Source organism: Micromonospora sp. LOL_025, from assembly GCF_048060285.1.
Classification (GTDB): Bacteria; Actinomycetota; Actinomycetes; order Mycobacteriales; family Micromonosporaceae; genus Micromonospora.
In genome coordinates this window covers 172,573-189,614 of record NZ_JBHMIR010000005.1, presented here as the reverse complement: position 1 = coordinate 189,614, position 17,042 = coordinate 172,573, and the positions used below count along the sequence as shown (strand labels likewise).

Below are 17,042 nucleotides of genomic sequence, written 5' to 3'. Positions count from 1 at the left end.
AAGGACCAAGGCAGGAGAGACACCATGACCCAGCCGAGAGTTGTCAGCCGAGACGAGTGGGAGGCGGCCCGTGCGGAACTGCTCGTCAGCGAGAAGCAGCTCACCCGGGCCCGCGACGCGTTGAGCGCTCAGCGGCGCCGGCTACCGACGGTCCGGATCGACAAGGAGTATTGACGTGGCGACCTACGTTCTGATCCCGCCCGCGGGCAGCGGGCCCTGGTACTGGCACCTGCTGGCGGAGCAGTTGCGGGACCGGGGGCACGACGTGGTGGCGGTCGACCTGCCGTGCGACGACGACTCGGCGGGGCTGGCGGAGTACGCCGACGCCGCCGTCCGGGCCGTCGGGGACCGTAAGGACCTGGTCGTCGTGGCCCAGTCGTTCGGCGCGTTCACCGGCCCGCTGGTGTGCGACCGGGTCCACGCGGACCTGCTCGTGCTGCTGACCCCGATGGTGCCCTCCCCCGGCGAGTCACCGGGCGAGTGGTGGAGCAGCACCGGCTACGCGCAGGCCCGGCGGCTCCAGGCCGAACGCGAGGGCTGGACGCCCGAGCAGGGCCAGGACCCCGGCGTCGTCTTCTTCCACGAACTGCCGCCCCGGCTGGTCGAGGAGGCCACGGCGAACGCCCAGGACCAGTCGGGGACGCCGTTCGAGAAGCCCTGGCCGCTCGCCGCCTGGCCGGACGTGCCGACCCGGGCGCTGCTCTGCCGGGGTGACCGCTTCTTCCCCATCGACTTCCTGCGGAAGCTGGTGTCCGACCGGTTGGGGATCACCCCGGACGAGATGGACGGCGGGCACCCGGTGGCCCTGAGCCGGCCGCGGGAGCTGGCCGACCGGCTGGAGGAGATCCGACGGGAGGTCTGCGAGGTCGCCCGCCCCACGCCGGACCGCCGGCGCTGACCCGCGCCCTGCCCGGGATCAGCGAGTCGGTGCTGTCGGCGCCGGGGGCCGGGTGCGGAACCGGCACCCCGGCGCGACCGGCGCACCGTCTCCGTCCGCCGCCCCCGCCGGACGACACCGGTGGCGGGCGCGGTTACCCGGGGCGGCGCCCGGGTAGGGGTGCGGCATGGCGGAACTGGCGACGCTCTGGATCGTCCGACACGGCGAGAGTACGGCGAACGTGGCGGCCACGGCGGCCGAGGCGTCCGGCGCCGAGCTGATCGACCTGACCCACCGGGACGCGGACGTGCCGTTGAGCCCGACCGGGGAGGAGCAGGCCCGGGCCACCGCGCGGTGGCTGGCCGGGCTGCCCGAGGCCCGCCGGCCGGACGTGGCGGTGGTGTCGCCGTACCTGCGGGCGGTGCGGACCGCCGAGCTGGCCCTGGCCGGCACCGGGGTCCCGCTCAGCCGCGACGAGCGGCTGCGCGACCGGGAACTGGGCATCCTGGACGGCCTGACCGGGCAGGGGGTACGCCGGCGGCACCCGGAGGAGGCGGCGCGCCGCGACCGGCTCGGCAAGTTCTACTACCGGCCGCCGGGCGGGGAGTCCTGGACCGACGTGGCGCTGCGCCTGCGCGCCCTCCTCGGCGACCTGCGCCGCGACCACGAGGGCCGGCGCGTGCTGCTGTTCGGCCACGACGCCCTGGTCTTCCTGACGCGTTACCTCGTGGAGGGGCTCACCGAGACGGAGCTGATGGCGCTGACCCGCGAACACGTGATCGCCAACTGCTCGATCACCGGCTGGTCCGCCGGGGCCGACGGCCGGCTGACCCCGGACGTGTTCAACGACGTCGGTCACCTGCGCGAGCAGGGCGCCCGACCGACCAGGGAGGACGAGGTCCATGCCGAACCGGTCTGACACCCGGGTGATCACCCCCGGCCTGCTGCGGGACTGGGCGCTGCCCGTGCCGACCGGCGGCAAGGAGGCCCGGGGCACGGTGCTGGTGGTCGGCGGCTCGCGGTTCACCCCCGGCGCGGTGCTGCTCGCCGGCGTGGCCGCGCTGCGGGCCGGGGCCGGCGTGCTCCAGCTCGCCGCCGCCGAGTCCACCGCCGCCGCGCTGAGCATCCAGGTGCCCGAGGCGCTGGTGGTGGGGTTGCCGGAGACCGCCGAGGGGGCGGTCGCGGGGCGGCCCGGCGAGCTGCTGGGCGACCTGGTGGCGGAGGCGGACGTGGTGGCCGTCGGCCCCGGCCTGAAGGACATCGACGAGACCGGCCGCCTGCTGCGCCTGGTGCTCGACGCGGCCGGTCCGGAGACGTCGCTGGTGCTCGACGCGTACGCCCTGGGGGCCCTCAGCCACGCCCCGGACCTGCTGGTCGGGTCCGGCCGGCCGGTGGTGCTCACCCCCAACCTCACCGAGGCCCGGCACCTGCTCGACCGGGAGCCCGGCGAGGACCTCGACGCCGAGGCGACGGAGCTGGCCCGCCGGTACGACGCGGTGGTGTCGCTCTACGGCCACATCGCCACCCCCGACGGCCGGAGCTGGCGGGAGGAGAGCGGCGACGCCGGCCTGGGCACCTCCGGCAGCGGGGACGTCCGCGCCGGGCTGCTGGCCGGGTTGCTGTCGCGGGGCGCGGAGCCGGCACAGTCCGCGTGCTGGGCGGCCTTCGCCCACGCGGTGAGCGGTCAGCGGCTGGTCCCCCGGTTCGGCCGCATCGGCTTCCTCGCCCGGGAGCTGCTCGACGAGATCCCCCACACCCTGGCGACCGTCTGACACCTCCCGACCGGGCCCCGCGGACGCGTGTAACGCCACCGGACGCCGCGACGCTGGTGGTTGCGGAGGCGTGCATCCCGCCCGCCTCCCGCCGGTCGCTCCCCGCCAGGGGGCGCACCCCGGCTGGAAACAGCCCCTGGGAGTCTGTGTGAAGAACCTCCGTCGCAAGACACTGGCTGCCGCGTCCGCCGTGACGCTCGGCGTCGGCCTCGCCGTCGCCGGCGGGGTGGCCCCGGCGGCCTCGGCCGCCGGCCCGGACACCACGTTCCTGGTGCTCGCGCCGCAGGGTGCCAAGACCGACAAGGCGGCCGCCCGCGTGGCCGCCGCCAACGGCACCGTGGTGGCCAGCTACGACCAGATCGGCGTGCTCGTCGTCCGGTCGACCAACCCCGACTTCGTCACGGACGTGGCGGGCGCGGGCGTCGACTCGGTGGCGTCCACGGCCGGCCTGGGCACCGCCCTCGACGAGGGCGAGACCCTGGAGGTCTCCGCGGCCGAGGCGGCCAACACGACCGCCGACCCGACCAAGGAGCCCCTCTTCGGTCAGCAGTGGGACATGCCGATGATCGACGTCCCGCAGGCCCACGCCGTCAACGCCGGCCGCGCCGACGTGGTGGTGGGCGTGCTGGACAGCGGCATCTCCTCCAGCCACCCCGACCTGGCCAGCCAGATCGCGAAGAACAAGAGCACGTCCTGCATCGGTGGGGTCACCGACACCACCGAGTCCGCCTGGAACCCGACCACCTCCGACCACGGCACCCACGTGGCCGGCACCATCGCCGCCGCCGTCAACGGCGTCGGGGTGACCGGTGTCGCCCCGGGCGTCAAGGTGGCCGCCGTCAAGGTGGTCAACGACGACGGCTACATCTTCCCCGAGGCCGCGGTCTGCGGGTTCATGTGGGCCGCCGAGCAGGGCATGCGGGTGACGAACAACAGCTACTACATCGACCCCTGGCAGCTCAACTGCCGCAACGACGCGCGCCAGCGTCCGGTGTGGAAGGCCGTCCAGCGGGCCCTGCGTTACTCGCAGAGCAAGGGCGTGCTGCACGTGGCGTCCGCGGGTAACTCGAACTTCGACCTCGCTCACAAGATCACCGACACGGGCAGCCCGAACAACGGGACGCCCGAGGAGCGCGAGAACCTCACCAGCTCCTGCCTCGTCCTGCCGGGTGAGGCGCCGGGCGTGGTGACCGTGTCGGCGGTCGGCCCGACCGGGCAGAAGAGCTACTACTCCTCGTACGGCCAGGGCGTGATCGAGGTGACGGCGCCGGGTGGCGACACCCGCTTCCGCACCCGGGGTGCCAGCTCGACCCTCACCGACGGCATCCTGTCCACCACCTACAACACCACCACGAAGACCAACGGCTGGGGCTACAAGCAGGGCACCTCGATGTCCTCGCCGCACGCCGCCGGCGTGGCCGCCCTGGCCGTCTCGGCGCACCCGGGCATGACCTCGGGTCAGCTGTCGGCCTTCCTGGGCAACGCCGCCGAGGCGATCGGATGCCCCGGCGGCGTCTACAACCCCGTGCCGCTGATCGCGGCCGGCCCGAACGCCTACGACGCGACCTGCTCCGGCGGCAAGCGCAACGGCTTCTACGGCGCCGGCATGGTCAACGCGTACAACGTGGTGAGGTAACAGCACGGCACGACCCGTGGTGGGGCCCGGCGGTGATCCGCCGGGCCCCACCCGTTTTCGCTGCTCATACCGGGGGTACGGGGGGAGGTGTCAGCCGAGCGAGGAGGTCAACGGTGTCCACCGATGCCATCGTCCTGTTGAAAGAGGACCACAAGGAGATGCGCCGCCTGTTCAAGGCGTTCCAGGATGCCGAGGAGGGTCCGGCGGCGCGGCGACAGAAGCTGGTGAACGAGATCCTGGAAGCCCTCACGGTCCACACCTACCTCGAGAACGAGGTGATGTATCCCGAGGTCCGCAGGCTCCTGCCCGATCTGGAGGACGACATCCTCGAGTCGTACGAGGAGCACCACGTCGCCGACGTGCTCTGCGCCGAGCTGTTCACCATGGACGCCGCCGACGAGCGCTTCAACGCCAAGACCACGGTGCTGATCGAGAACGTCCTGCACCACGTCGAGGAGGAGGAGCAGGAGTGGTTCCCGAAGGTGCGCGAGGCCCTCGGCCGTAAGCAGCTCCAGGAGATCGGCGAGCGGATGATCGCGCTGCGCGCCGACGCGCCCCGCAAGCCGACCGACCCGAAGGCGATCAAGAAGTCGCTGGACGCGGTGACGGCCTGAGCGGACGGAACTCCACGGGCCCCGGTGCGCCGGGGCCCGTCGTCACGCCGGGGGCCCGGGCAGGATCCGCCGCAGCGCCGGGGGCGCGGCCCGGGGCCGCCACTCCCGCGGGTAGCCCACCGAGACCTCCTCGAACCGCACCCCGTCGTGCCAGGTGGTACGGGGGATGTGCAGGTGGCCGTAGACCACCGCGGCGGCGTCGAAGCGCAGGTGCCAGTCGGCGGTGGACTCGGTGCCGCACCACTGGGCGAAGATCGGGTAGCGCAGCACCCGGGTCGGCTCGCGCAGCAGCGGCCAGTGGTTGACCAGCACCGTCGGCAGTCCCGGCTCCCGTTCGGCGAGCCGACGCGCGGTCTCGGCGACGCGGGCGGCGCACCACGCCGACCGGCTCGGGTACGGGTCGGGGTGCAGCAGGAACTCGTCGGTGCACACGATCCCCGTCCGGTACGCCTCCTCCAGCGCCGCCTCGGGGGTGTCGAAACCGACCGGGCGCCAACTGTGGTCGTAGAGCAGGAACAGCGGCGCCACGACCACCGGCCCGCCCGTCCCCCGCCACACCGGGTACGGGTCCTCCGGGGTCAGCACGCCCAGTCGCCGGCAGGCGTCGACCAGGTACGCGTAACGCGCGGCCCCGCGCAGCGCCACCGGGTCGGCCGGCGGGGTCCACAGCTCGTGGTTGCCCGGCGCCCAGACCACCTTCGCGAAGCGGCGGCTGAGCAGGCCGAGGGCCCACTCCACGTCGGCCACGGTGTCGCCCACGTCCCCGGCGACCAGCAGCCAGTCCCGCGGCGATCCGGGGCGCAGCCCCTCGACCACCTCCCGGTTGTCCCGGTGACCGACGTGCAGGTCGCTGATGGCGAGCAGGCTGCCGCCCTCGCCGTCCTCCCCCGCCATGCCGCTGATCCTAGGCAGCGGTGCGCCCGGCCGCGAGCTCCACCGCACCGGCGGCGGGCCCCCGCGACCCGCCGCCGGGCCACGGAAGGGTCAGCTGCCGGAGCCCGGCTCGGCCATCCTGCGGTGCTGCGCCGCCTTGAGCTTGTCCGGGACGATCTTGTTGGCGGCGGTCTGCACCTTGGTGAGCAGCGAACCCGCGCTCACCGTCTGGTCGCCCCGCATCATCGCCGCGAAGCCCTGCTCGGCCACGGTCCGCGGCTCGTCCTTGCGTCCCGAGCCGACCCGGGTGTCCTCCATCTCGGCACGGGCGAAGAACTCCGTGTCGGTCGGCCCCGGCATCAGCGAGGTCACCGTCACCCCGGTGTCCTTCAGCTCGTTGCGCAGCGCCTCCGCGAAGGACTGCACGAACGACTTCGAGGCGTTGTAGACGGCCTGGAAGGGTCCCGGCAGGGTGGCGGCGATCGACGAGGTGAACAGGACCCGACCGGCGCCGCGCCGCACCATGCCGGGCAGTAGCAGCTTGGCCAGGTGCACCGTCGAGCGCACGTTCAGGTCGACCACGGCCAACTCGTCCGCGAGCGTGGTGCCCCCGACGAACTCCCCACCGGCGCCCCGCCCGGCGTTGAGCGCCAGCGCGTCGACCGGGCGGCCGGTCGCGGCCACCGCCGCCGCCAGCTCCTCGACCCCCTCGGCGCGGGTCAGGTCGGCCCGGACGGGATCCACCCGGGGCCCACCGTCGCGCCGCAGCCGCTCCGCCGCCGTGCCGATCCCGTCGTCCTCGGCGGCGATCACCAGGTCGTAGCCGTGCTCGACGAACTGGACCGCCAGTTCGTACCCGATGCCGCTGGACGCGCCGGTCACCACGGCGAACGGCCGGTCCGTGCCCGATGTGGTCATCTGCTCGTCACTCCCCTCGTCGGTGGGCGGTCCGCGCGCACCGTGGCCGTCCCGGGTGTACTGTGCCCCGGTCCGGGCCGGTTAATCCCACTGTCGGCGCGCGTCCACCTCGCCGGGGCCCACTGCGCGGGCGAGGTGGGCCGGGAAGCGCCGGGGTCGACCCGGTAGGATCGGCACGGGCCGTGACTGGCGCGTAGGGATGGAGAACCATCGGGAAGCGGTCCCGTCATGAGGACGCATGCCGAGCGCCTGGGCCTTCCGCACGTCACTGGAGGTCGCATGTCGCTGAACGCCGAATCCACCGCCTTCCGCAGCGCCCTCGAGGTGATCCGCGCCGTCGAGCCGCGGGTGGCCGACGCCATCGGCGCCGAGCTCGCCGACCAGCGCGAGTCGCTCAAGCTCATCGCCAGCGAGAACTACGCCTCCCCCGCGACCCTGCTGACCATGGGCAACTGGTTCAGCGACAAGTACGCCGAGGGCACCGTCGGCCGCCGCTTCTACGCGGGCTGCCAGAACGTCGACACCGTCGAGGCGCTCGCCGCCGAGCACGCCCGGGAGCTGTTCGGCGCCGCCCACGCGTACGTGCAGCCGCACTCCGGCATCGACGCCAACCTGGTGGCGTTCTGGGCGATCCTGGCCGACCGGGTGGAGTCGCCGGCGCTGAAGAAGGCCCAGGTGCGGCAGGTCAACGACCTCACCGAGGCGGACTGGTTCGCGCTGCGCCGGGAGCTGGGCAACCAGCGGATGCTCGGCATGTCGCTGGACGCCGGCGGCCACCTCACGCACGGGTTCCGGCCGAACATCTCCGGCAAGATGTTCGACCAGCGCAGCTACGGCACCGACCCGGTCACCGGCCTCGTCGACTACGACAAGGTCGCCGAGGCGGCCCGCGAGTTCAAGCCGCTGATCCTGGTCGCGGGCTACTCGGCGTACCCGCGGAAGGTCAACTTCCGGATCATGCGGGAGATCGCCGACTCGGTCGGCGCCACCTTCATGGTCGACATGGCGCACTTCGCCGGCCTGGTCGCCGGGAAGGTCTTCACCGGCGACTTCGACCCGGTGCCGCACGCGCACATCGTCACCACCACCACGCACAAGTCGCTGCGCGGCCCGCGCGGCGGCATGGTGCTCTGCCAGCCCGAGCTGGCCGACCAGGTCGACCGGGGCTGCCCGATGGTGCTAGGCGGCCCGCTGCCGCACGTGATGGCCGCCAAGGCCGTCGCCCTCGCCGAGGCCCGCCGCCCCGACTTCGCCGACTACGCCCAGCGGATCGTCGACAACGCGCAGGCGCTCGCCGAGGGGCTGCTGCGGCGCGGCGGCAAGCTGGTCACCGGCGGCACCGACAACCACCTGGTGCTGATCGACGTCTCCGGCTACGGGCTGACCGGCCGGCAGGCCGAGCAGGCGCTGCTCGACTCGGGCATCGTCACCAACCGCAACTCCGTGCCGCAGGACCCGAACGGCGCCTGGTACACCTCCGGCATCCGGGTCGGCACCCCGGCGTTGACCAGCCGTGGGCTGGGCACCGCGCAGATGGACGAGACGGCCGAGCTGATCCACACCGTGCTCAGCCAGACCACGCCGGGCGCGAACCCGGACGGCACCGCGTCCAAGGCCAAGTACGTCCTCGACCCGGCCGTCGCCGACCGGGTCGCCAAGCAGGCCAGCGACCTGCTGACCGGCTTCCCGCTCTACCCGGCCGTCGACCTCGGCTGAACCGCACCACCCCGACGCCCCCGCCCGGCCCACCGAGCGGGGGCGTCCCCGTACCCGGGTACCGCGTCGACCATGCAGTTCTGGTGCCCGCTTCATACGCTCTGAGGCCGTTTTGCACCCCACCACAACTGCATGATCGACGCGTTGGGTGGACGGGGCGGGGTGGGGTGGGTGGGGGGGGGGGGGGGGGGGGGGGGGGGGGGGGGGGGGGGGGGGGGGGGGGGGGGGGGGGTTAGGGGGTTAGTGGGGGCGGTGGCGGAGGGTGCGGAGGTGGTGCAGGACGTCCGTGCCGCCCCGGCCGAAGTGGTCGTGCAGGGCGCGGTACTCGGCGTACAGCTCGTCGTAGGCCGCCGCCCGGGCCGGGTCGGGATGCCAGGTCTCGCGCCGGGCGGCGCCCATCGCCGCCGAGGCGGCCGGCACGTCCGGGTACGCACCGGCGGCGACCGCCGCGTGGATGGCCGCGCCCAGCGCCGCCGGGTGCGCGGAGTCGACCACGTGCAGCGGCCGGCCGAGCACGTCGGCGTAGATCCGCAGCAGCAACCGGTTGTCGGTCAGCCCGCCGGCCACGGTCAGTTCGTCGACGGCCACCCGGCGGCGGTGAACGCGTCGACGACGGTCCGGGCCCCGAAGGCGGTGGCCTCCAGCAGCGCCCGCCAGATCTCCTCGGGCCGGGTGGCCAGGGTCAGCCCGACCAGTACGCCACTCAGCTCGTGGTCCATCAGCACCGAGCGGTTGCCGCTGTGCCAGTCCAGGGCCAGCAGCCCGTGCCCGCCCACCGGCTGGTCGGCGGCGAGGGTGTCCAGCAGCTCGTACGGGCTGAGCCCCCGGCGGCGCGCCTCGTCGGCGTAGCCGGCCGGCAGGGCGTTGCGGGCGTACCAGGCGAAGATGTCGCCGACCCCGCTCTGCCCCGCCTCGTAGCCCCAGGCACCGGTGGTGACGCCCCCGTCGACCACGCCGCAGACGCCGGGCACCTCGCGGTACGCCGCCGCGTTCATGATCAGGCAGGTGGAGGTGCCGAGCACCGCCAGCATCCGGCCGGGCTCGACCGCGCGGGCCGCCGCGGCGGTGACGTGCGCGTCGATGGCGCCCGCCGCGACGGCGGTCCCGACCGGCAGCCCGGTCCACGCGGCGGCTGTGGCGGTGAGAGCGCCGGCCCGGGCGCCCATCGGCACGAGCGGGCCGTCGACGCGGTGCAGCAGCCCGTCGAGGCGCGGATGCAGGGCGCGCAGGAACTCCGCCGACGGGTACCGCCCGTCCTGCCGCAGCCCCTTGTAGCCGGCGGCGGAGACGTTGCGGGTCTCCCGGCCGCAGAGCTGCCAGACCAGCCAGTCCGCGGTCTCGATGAAGCGCTCCGCCCGGTCGAAGACCGCCGGGTCCTCCTCCAGCACCTCCAGCGCCTTGGCGAGCTGCCACTCGGCGGAGACCCGGCCGCCGTAGCGGGGCAGCCAGCTCTCGCCGCGCGCGGCGGCGACGTCGTTGATCCGGGCGGCCTGCCGCTGGGCGGCGTGGTGCTTCCACAGCTTCGGGTACGCGTGCGGCCGCCCGGCCAGGTCGGGCAGCTCGCAGAGCGGGGTGCCGTCGGCGAGGGCGGGCAGCATCGTGCAGGAGGTGGCGTCGACGCCGATGCCGCACACGTCCTCGGGACGGATCCCGGCGGCGCGCAGCGCGGTGGGGACCGCGACGCGGAGCACCTCGCGGTGGTCCTCGGGGTGCTGCAACGCCCAGTCCGGCGGCAGCGGCGTGCCGTCGGGCAGCCGCTCGGTGATCACCCCGTGCCGGTACGGGTGGACGGCCCCGCCCCGCACGGCGCCGTCGGCGACGTCGACCACGACCGCCCGACCGGAGAGGGTGCCGAAGTCGACGCCGACGACGAACCGGGCCGGCCCGGCCGTCGGCCGCGTCGTGTCTCCTCCTGCCGCCACGGCTCCTCCTCCTCCTGCCGCGCGGCGTCGGTGCCCCGGGGCGGGCGACCGGTTGGCGACGGCGGGAGAAGACGCTAGCAACAACCGCCGCGCGCCCGGCACGCCGCAGACGGGTGGCGGCGTGCTCCGAACCGACGCCGAGGCGGCCGGACCCGGCGGCCGGACCCAAGCAGCACCGGGGCGGCCGGACGCTAGCCGGACCAGGGGCGGCGGGGAGGAGAGGGACGGGCCGAGGCCTCAGGCGACGGGCCGCTTCAGGTGGTAGCGGTGCACCTCGGTGCTGCCCTGGACGTTGTTCACGTCCTCGGCCGCGGAGACCAGCTCCCAGCCCTCCCGGCCGGCCCGGTTGAGGTGCGCGATCGCGGTGTCGCCGTACGCGGTGATGTCCCGGCGCGACCCGTCCGGGCCGTACCAGATGAAGCTGACATGGAAGTTGCGGCCCTGCCCCTGATAACGGCGGACCAGCAACGCGTACTCCCAGGCGACCATGGCGTCCATTATGAGTGTCCACCCAGGACGGCGAAACACGGGCAGTCGCGCTTTGCCGCGCGGTGAACGCGGTGTGTCATCCCACGTCGGCCGTCGCCGCCCGGCGGGCCGTCTCGTCGGCGACCAGCGCGGCCAACCGGTCCAGCCCGAGGTCGATCTGCTCCGGGGTGACGGCGCTGACCGACAGCCGCAGCGCGTCGACCGGGGCGCCGTCGTCGTAGAAGTGCGCCATCGGCGTCCAGAGCAGCCCGTACTCGCGGGCGGAGCGGTGCAGCAGGGCGTCGTCGACGGCGAACGGCACGGTGACCACGACGAAGAACCCGCCGGCCGGGACGGTCCACCGCACCGGCGAGGTTCCCGCCGGGAAGCGCCGGGCCAGGCCGTCGACCAGGTGGCGCAGGTTGCGTCCGTACGCGGCCCGTTCCCGGACGGTGGCCGCCGCGAGGCTGCACCCGTGCTCCAGCAGTGCCCCGCCGACCACCGCCTGGGCGATGGCCGAGGTGTTCACCGTGACCATGCTCTTGATCTTGGCGAGTTGGTCGGCGAGCAGCCCCACCGTGCCGTCGGCGCCGGCGACGCGCTGGTCGGCGACCACGTAGCCCACCCGCGCGCCGGGCAGCACCGTCTTGGCGAACGAGCCCAGGTAGACCACCCGCCGCGCGGTGTCCAGCGCCTTGAGCGTCGGCGGCCGACCGGCGTCCGAGGCGGGAAAGAGACCGTACGGGTTGTCCTCCAGCAGCAGCAGGTCCTCCTCGGCGGCCAGGTCGAGCAGCCGCCGCCGGTCGGCCGGGCCGATGCTGGTCCCGGACGGGTTGGCGAAGTCCGGCATCACGTAGCAGGCGCGTGGGCGCAGCCCCGCCGCCCGGGCGAGGCGCACCTGCTCGCGCAGGTCGGCCAGGTCGATTCCGGCCGGGCCGTCCCGCACCGGCCGCACCGGCAGGTCCAGCAGCCGGGCGGCGCCGGTCAGCCCGACGTACGTCGGGGCGACGGCGAGCAGCACGTCGCGCGGGTCGGCCCGCAGCGCCCGCAGCACCAGGAACATCGCCTCCTGGCAGCCGACGGTCACCACGATCGCCTCCGGGTCGGCCGTCATCCCCTCGTCGACGGCGAGGTTGCGGGCGACGAGGTGGTGCACGATGCCCTTGGTGCGGCCGTACTGCAACAGCGTCCGGTGCACCTGCGCGGGGCTCTGCCCGAGGTCGTCGGCCAGGTGCCGGCGGAACCTCTCCAGGTGCCGGTGCAGCGCCGCGACGTCGAAGAACTCCTCGTACGGCCGGCCGGCCGCCAGCGACACCGCGTCGGGATAGTGCTGCGCCACCTCGTTGAGGAAGTTCATCGAGTTCAGCGCCGGGTCGTCGACCGCCGCGTGCAGGTCGGCGACGTGCAGGTCCACCGGGTCGGCCACCGCTCAGCCCTCCGTCAGCACGCGCAGCTCGCGGGCGGCCTCCGGGTCGGCGCAGCCGGCCAGCGCCAGGGCGTCGCGGAACTCGCCGGCCAGCAGCTCGAGCGCGGTCCGTGCCCCGGCCTCGCCGCCGGCGGCGAGCGCCCACAGCATCGGCCGGCCGACCAGCACCCCCCGGGCGCCGAGGGCGAGCGCGCGCAGCACGTCGACGCCGTCGCGCACGCCGCTGTCCAGCAGCACCTCGCACCGGTCGGCCACCGCCGCCACCACCTCCGGCAGCATGGTCGCGGTGGCCGGCGCCCCGTCGAGCTGCCGGCCGCCGTGGTTGGAGACCACCACGGCGTCCGCGCCAGCGGCCACCGCCAGCTCCGCGTCGCGCGGGTCCAGCACGCCCTTCACCACCAGCGGCAGGGCGGTACGGCCGCGCAGCCACTCCAGGTCGGCCCAGGTCAGCGCGGGCGCGAAGACCTCGCCGGTGTGCGCGGCGATGGCGGAGACCCCCGGGGTGGCGGTGTGCGCGAGGTCGTCCCGGCCGGCCGGCAGGTTGGCCGCCACGACGTGCGGCGGGATGGCGAACGCGTTGCGCACGTCGCGCCGCCGCGGGCCCAGGATCGGCACGTCCACGGTGACCGTGAGCGCGGTGCAGCCCGCCGCGTGCGCCCGGTCCAGCAGGTCGGCGACCAGGCCCCGGTCGCGCAGCCAGTAGAGCTGGAACCAGACCGTCGCGCCGGCCTGCGCGATCTGCTCGATCGGCACGCTGCCCAGGGTGCTGGCCACGTACGGCACGCCGGCCGTGCCGGCGGCGGCGGCCAGCGCCAGCTCCCCGTCGGGGTGCACCAGCCGCTGGTAGGCCATTGGCGCCACGGCCACCGGCATGGCGTACGACGCGCCGAGCAGCCGGGCCTCGGTACGCGGGGTGTGCACGCCGCGCAGCACCCGGGGCAGCACGGCCACCCGGTCCAGCGCGCGGCGGTTCGCGGCCAGCGTCGTCTCGGCGCCGCTGCCACCGTCGACGTAGTCCCACACGTCGGGCGGCAGCACCGCCCGCGCCAGCCCCGCGAAGTCGGCCAGGCTGGCCGGCGACGGTTCCGCCACCGGCAGGTCCGACCTCGGCAGTACGCCCTCCACCATCACCGCTCTCCCTTCCCACCGGCGGTCGCCGCGCTGCCGGCCGATCCGCCGCCCGACGTACCGCCGCCCGACAGATCCGACGCACCGCCGCCCGACGCACCGGTGGCCGTCGCACCCGTGGCCGTAGCGCCGAACCGGTCGCGCAGGAACGCGGCGGCCTCGTCCTGGGCGCGCCGGCCGTCGTCGAACGCCGCCGGCATGGCGAAGAAGCCGTGGACCATGCCGGCGTACCGGGTGAGGGTGGTGGGCACCCCGGCGTCGCGCAGCCGGTGCGCGTACCGCTCCCCCTCGGCGCGCAGCGGGTCGTGCTCGGCGGTGATCACCAGGGCCGGCGGCAGGCCGGCCAGGTCGGCGGCGAGCAGCGGCGACGCCAGCGGGTGCCGCGCGTCGGCGGGGTCGGGGAGGTAGTGGCCCCGGTACCAGGCGACCGAGCGGCGGTTGAACAGCAGCGGGTCCTCGCCGTCGCCGTCGGGTTCGACGCTCTGGTCGGTGTTCGGGTACACCAGCAGCTGGGCGGCGAGGCGGGGCCCGCCGCGCTCGCGGGCCAGCAGGGTGACGGCAGCGGCGAGGTTGCCGCCGGCGCTGTCCCCGCCGACCGCCACGCGCCGCGGGTCGACGCCGAACTCCTCCGGGTGCGTGGCGAGCCACCGGGTGGCCGCGTGGCAGTCGTGCACGGCGGCCGGGAAGGGATGCTCCGGGGCCAGCCGGTAGCCGACGGTGACCACCTGGCAGGGCACCGCGTTGGCGAGGCGCCGGCAGATGCCGTCGGCGGTCTCCACGCTACCGAGGGTCCATCCGCCGCCGAAGAAGTACACCAGGGTGGGCAGCGGCCCCTCCCCCGCCGGCCGGTGGATCCGCACCGGCAGGTCGCCGGCCGGGCCGGGCACGATCGTGTCGCGTACCTCGTGCACCGGCTCGACCGCGCCGCCGCCGGCGCGGATCGCGGCGAGGTCGGCGGCGCGGGCCTCGGCCAGGGTCTGGGTGTACAGCGGCGGGGTGCCGGCCGCCTCGCGGGCGGCCCGGTACGCCGCCACCTGCGGATGGACGCTCACGCGGGACCTCCTCGGGGATGCACCGTCAGCTTGTCGACGCCGCGCAGGAAGAGGCTGCCGCTGTACGTCGGCGCCTCGGCGACGGCGAGCCCGGGGAAGCGGGCCAGCAGCCTGGGCAGCGCGAGCCGACCCTCCAGGCGGGAGACCGCGGCGCCGAGGCAGAAGTGCGGGCCGGCGCCGAAGGCCAGCGACGGCGGTCCGCTCCGGCGCGGGTCGAAACGGTCCGGGTGGGGGAAGCGGGCCGGGTCGCGGTTGGCGGCGCCGAGGATCAGCAGCAGGTTGCGGTCGCGGCCCACCGGAACCCCGCCGACCTCGGTGTCGTGGGGCGCGGCCCGGGCCAGGAAGTGCACGGGTGCCTCCAGCCGCAGGATCTCGTCGACGGCCCCCCGGGTCAGCGCGTCGTCGCCGGGCAGCGCGGCGGCCACCGCGGGGTGGGCCAGCAGCAGCGGCAGCCCGTTGGAGAGCATGTAGACGGTGGTGACGAAGGCCGCGTTGAACAGCACGATCAGGTTGCTGACCAGCTCGTCGGCAGTCAACGCCACGTCGCCGGAGTCGACCGCCTCCACCAGCGCGCTGATCAGGTCGGTGCCGGGCCGGCGGCGCCGGTGGTCGATCAGCTCCGCGTAGAAGTCCCGCAGCTCGGCGGCGGCGGTGTTGGCGGCGGCGAGGCGCTGCGGGGTCGTGCCCGCCACGTCCAGGAACTCGTCGATGCGCTCCACCCGCTGCCGGTAGAAGTCCAGCTCCCCGACGGGGATGCCGATGAACTCCGCCATCACCAGGGCCGGCAGCGGGTACGCGAACTCCGCGACGAAGTCCAGGCCGGCGTCCCCGGCGTCGGCCATCCGGTCCAGCAGCCCGTCGGCGACCCGGTGCACGGTCGGTTCCAGCGCGTTCAGCCGGCGGGACGTGAAGGTCCTCGCGAACACCGCCCGCATCCGGGTGTGCTCCGGCGGGTTGACGAACATCATCGAGGTCTGGAGGGTGCGCAGCACCTCCTGCTCCCGCCAGTCCGGCGGGGCCTGCTTGTACCACCGCGGGTCGCGCAGCACCTGGCTGACCAGGTCGTAGCCGACCGCGACGGCGGCGACCGAGCGGTGTTCGGCGCGCGCCGGCACCGGGCTGACGGGCCCCAGGCGGTGCAGGGCGGCGTAGCAGGGGTACGGGTCCTGCCGGCCCTCGTCGCTGTAGAGACGGGTCAGCAGCTGGGTGACGTCCACGGTCCTCCGGTCTCCCCCATCGACGGCGCCGCGGGCGGCGGGGTCGCCCGCCGCCCGCGGCGGGGTCACAGGCCGAGCAGCCGCAGCGGTACGGCGTCCGCCAGCGCCTGGTTGCCGGCGTCGTTCGGGTGGATGTGGTCGCCCGAGTCGTACGCGGGCAGCAGCCGGCTCGGCTGCGCCGGATCGCGCAGCACCCGGTCGAAGTCGAGCAGCCCGTCGAACTCGTCGCTGCCGCGCAGCCACGTGTTCACCGCCTGCCGGGTGGCCTCCTTCTCGGGCGTCCACACCCCCGGGTTGCCGTGCCCCTCGTACGGGGTGAGCGTCGCCCCGAGGCTGCGCAGGCCGCGCGCCTTCACCTGCTGGTTGATCTGCCGCAGCGAGGCGATGATCTGCTCGGCGGAGTCGCCCGACATCCAGACGTCGTTGATGCCGAGATGGGTGATCACGGTCCGGGCGTCGGTCTGCGCGAAGACGTCCTCGTCGAGCCGGGCCAGGGCGTTGGGGCCGAGTTCGTGGTAGCCGGGGAAGCCGCCCGCCCCGGGCTCCGGGCCCTCGTGGTTGAGCCGGTTGCCGGCGAGGCTGAGGTTGAGCACGCCCGGGGTGCGTACGTCCGGGCGGGCGTCGATGAGCCGGTCGGCGAGCAGGTCGGGCCAGCGCCTGTTGGCGTTGACGGTGCTGCCGTTGCCGTCGGCGATGGAGTCGCCGAAGACCACCACCGAGCCGGGACTGTGCCGGCGCTGCACGTCGATGCCCGACAGGAAGAACCAGCAGCAGTTCGGCCGGATCGTGAACCCGGCCCCGCCGGCGGCGGAGGTCAGGTCGCTGGCGCCGATGAAGTTGGTCTGCCGGGACTGACCGTGGAAGGTCACCGGACCGGTGGGGGTCGGGAAGTGCACCGTCAGCACCAGGTCCTGCTGGTCGCCGACGGGCAGCGCGACGGGATCGCTGACCAGCTCGGCGCCGCGGTTCATGGTGGCCGAGGTGGCACCGCCGAAGGTCAGCGTCCGCAGGGTCGAGGTGTCGATGTCGGACAGGTCGTCGGGCGTCGCGGTGTTCGGCTTCGCGACGGTGGCGCGGCCGACCCGCACGGCCTGCTCGCCGTAGGAGTTGCTCAGCCGGACCCGGAACCGCTCTCCGCCGACGGTGGTGTGCACGACCATCCGTACGCTCTGGTCGCTGAGGCCGTTGTTGGTCAGGCCGGTCGCGTTTCCCCTGGTGACCGCGGCGGCCCAGCTGCCCGCCCAGACCGTGCGCCGGTCGGACGCCTCGGTGTCCGACGGGCCGGCGCTGGCCACCATCGCCGGGGTGCCGGCGACGATCAGGGCGGCGGCGGACGCGACGACATGCCATCTCTTCGGAGTCGACATTGAACCTCCATCGTTGGCAGCCCAGGGCCGTCCGCTGACGGCACCGCCTGGACGAT

At 74.6% G+C, this 17,042-nt stretch carries 13 protein-coding genes, 3 pseudogenes and 1 riboswitch; of the genes and pseudogenes, 7 read left to right on the top strand and 9 right to left on the bottom strand.

The window, feature by feature from the left end; all coding sequences use genetic code 11:
• Window positions 1-24 precede the first annotated feature (24 nt).
• The 6 genes and pseudogenes from ACFHW0_RS09550 to ACFHW0_RS09525 all read left to right on the top strand — a co-directional run.
• Window positions 25-171: pseudogene (locus ACFHW0_RS09550) on the top strand (DUF899 family protein); the annotation flags it as partial.
• Window positions 172-175: 4 nt separating this feature from the next.
• Window positions 176-898, top strand: coding sequence for an alpha/beta hydrolase (locus tag ACFHW0_RS09545; protein WP_416606917.1), 723 nt, complete (start codon window positions 176-178; stop codon window positions 896-898).
• 166 nt (window positions 899-1,064) lie between these two features.
• Complete coding sequence (locus ACFHW0_RS09540) at window positions 1,065-1,796, top strand: histidine phosphatase family protein (protein WP_416606916.1); 732 nt, start codon at window positions 1,065-1,067, stop codon at window positions 1,794-1,796.
• Complete coding sequence (locus ACFHW0_RS09535; RefSeq protein ID WP_416606915.1) at window positions 1,780-2,649, top strand: NAD(P)H-hydrate dehydratase; 870 nt, start codon at window positions 1,780-1,782, stop codon at window positions 2,647-2,649. The genes ACFHW0_RS09540 and ACFHW0_RS09535 overlap by 17 nt, the downstream gene beginning before the upstream one ends.
• A gap of 148 nt (window positions 2,650-2,797) precedes the next feature.
• Complete coding sequence (locus tag ACFHW0_RS09530; RefSeq protein WP_416606914.1) at window positions 2,798-4,285, top strand: S8 family peptidase; 1,488 nt, start codon at window positions 2,798-2,800, stop codon at window positions 4,283-4,285.
• A gap of 113 nt (window positions 4,286-4,398) precedes the next feature.
• Window positions 4,399-4,899, top strand: a complete 501-nt coding sequence (locus tag ACFHW0_RS09525) for a hemerythrin domain-containing protein (RefSeq protein WP_416606913.1) — start codon at window positions 4,399-4,401, stop codon at window positions 4,897-4,899.
• A 42-nt stretch (window positions 4,900-4,941) separates the two neighbouring features.
• Here ACFHW0_RS09525 and ACFHW0_RS09520 read toward each other — a convergent pair whose 3' ends face one another.
• Together ACFHW0_RS09520 and ACFHW0_RS09515 are read right to left on the bottom strand one after the other, a co-directional pair.
• On the bottom strand, window positions 4,942-5,793 hold the full coding sequence (locus ACFHW0_RS09520; RefSeq protein ID WP_416606912.1) for a metallophosphoesterase family protein: 852 nt from the start codon (window positions 5,791-5,793) through the stop codon (window positions 4,942-4,944).
• A gap of 90 nt (window positions 5,794-5,883) precedes the next feature.
• Window positions 5,884-6,690, bottom strand: coding sequence for an SDR family NAD(P)-dependent oxidoreductase (locus ACFHW0_RS09515; protein ID WP_416606911.1), 807 nt, complete (start codon window positions 6,688-6,690; stop codon window positions 5,884-5,886).
• Between the two features lie 172 nt (window positions 6,691-6,862).
• Window positions 6,863-6,952: riboswitch (ZMP/ZTP riboswitch) on the top strand.
• 17 nt (window positions 6,953-6,969) lie between these two features.
• On the opposite strand from ACFHW0_RS09515, the gene ACFHW0_RS09510 reads away from it, so the two are divergent.
• Complete coding sequence (locus ACFHW0_RS09510; protein ID WP_416606910.1) at window positions 6,970-8,406, top strand: glycine hydroxymethyltransferase; 1,437 nt, start codon at window positions 6,970-6,972, stop codon at window positions 8,404-8,406.
• 240 nt (window positions 8,407-8,646) lie between these two features.
• Here ACFHW0_RS09510 and araB read toward each other — a convergent pair.
• From araB to ACFHW0_RS09475, 7 genes and pseudogenes are all read right to left on the bottom strand, one after another.
• Window positions 8,647-10,235, bottom strand: a pseudogene (araB, locus tag ACFHW0_RS09505) (ribulokinase).
• A gap of 330 nt (window positions 10,236-10,565) precedes the next feature.
• Entirely contained in the window at window positions 10,566-10,826 is a 261-nt protein-coding gene (locus tag ACFHW0_RS09500) for a hypothetical protein (RefSeq protein ID WP_121398707.1), read from the bottom strand.
• 67 nt (window positions 10,827-10,893) lie between these two features.
• Complete coding sequence (locus tag ACFHW0_RS09495) at window positions 10,894-12,222, bottom strand: PLP-dependent aminotransferase family protein (protein ID WP_416606909.1); 1,329 nt, start codon at window positions 12,220-12,222, stop codon at window positions 10,894-10,896.
• Window positions 12,223-12,225: 3 nt separating this feature from the next.
• Window positions 12,226-13,350, bottom strand: a complete 1,125-nt coding sequence (locus tag ACFHW0_RS09490) for an alpha-hydroxy acid oxidase (protein WP_416606908.1) — start codon at window positions 13,348-13,350, stop codon at window positions 12,226-12,228.
• Window positions 13,351-13,469: 119 nt separating this feature from the next.
• A pseudogene (locus ACFHW0_RS09485) lies at window positions 13,470-14,402 on the bottom strand (alpha/beta hydrolase); the annotation flags it as partial.
• On the bottom strand, window positions 14,399-15,619 hold the full coding sequence (locus ACFHW0_RS09480) for a cytochrome P450 (protein ID WP_416606907.1): 1,221 nt from the start codon (window positions 15,617-15,619) through the stop codon (window positions 14,399-14,401). The pseudogene ACFHW0_RS09485 and the gene ACFHW0_RS09480, both read right to left, overlap by 4 nt.
• 65 nt (window positions 15,620-15,684) lie before the next feature.
• Window positions 15,685-16,986 carry an SGNH/GDSL hydrolase family protein gene (locus ACFHW0_RS09475; RefSeq protein ID WP_416606906.1) on the bottom strand — a complete coding sequence of 434 codons (1,302 nt, stop codon included), beginning with the start codon at window positions 16,984-16,986 and terminating at the stop codon, window positions 15,685-15,687.
• Window positions 16,987-17,042 lie beyond the last annotated feature (56 nt).

What these genes read in the sequence shown, in the direction of transcription:
- ACFHW0_RS09540 (WP_416606916.1), top strand. Translation starts at nt 1,065, where the DNA reads ATGGCGGAACTGGCGACGCTCTGGATCGTCCGACACGGCGAGAGTACG.
- ACFHW0_RS09535 (WP_416606915.1), top strand. Translation starts at nt 1,780, where the DNA reads ATGCCGAACCGGTCTGACACCCGGGTGATCACCCCCGGCCTGCTGCGG.
- ACFHW0_RS09520 (WP_416606912.1), bottom strand. Translation starts at nt 5,793, where the DNA reads ATGGCGGGGGAGGACGGCGAGGGCGGCAGCCTGCTCGCCATCAGCGAC.
- ACFHW0_RS09515 (WP_416606911.1), bottom strand. Translation starts at nt 6,690, where the DNA reads ATGACCACATCGGGCACGGACCGGCCGTTCGCCGTGGTGACCGGCGCG.
- ACFHW0_RS09510 (WP_416606910.1), top strand. Translation starts at nt 6,970, where the DNA reads ATGTCGCTGAACGCCGAATCCACCGCCTTCCGCAGCGCCCTCGAGGTG.
- ACFHW0_RS09500 (WP_121398707.1), bottom strand. Translation starts at nt 10,826, where the DNA reads ATGGACGCCATGGTCGCCTGGGAGTACGCGTTGCTGGTCCGCCGTTAT.
- ACFHW0_RS09490 (WP_416606908.1), bottom strand. Translation starts at nt 13,350, where the DNA reads ATGGTGGAGGGCGTACTGCCGAGGTCGGACCTGCCGGTGGCGGAACCG.
- ACFHW0_RS09475 (WP_416606906.1), bottom strand. Translation starts at nt 16,986, where the DNA reads ATGTCGACTCCGAAGAGATGGCATGTCGTCGCGTCCGCCGCCGCCCTG.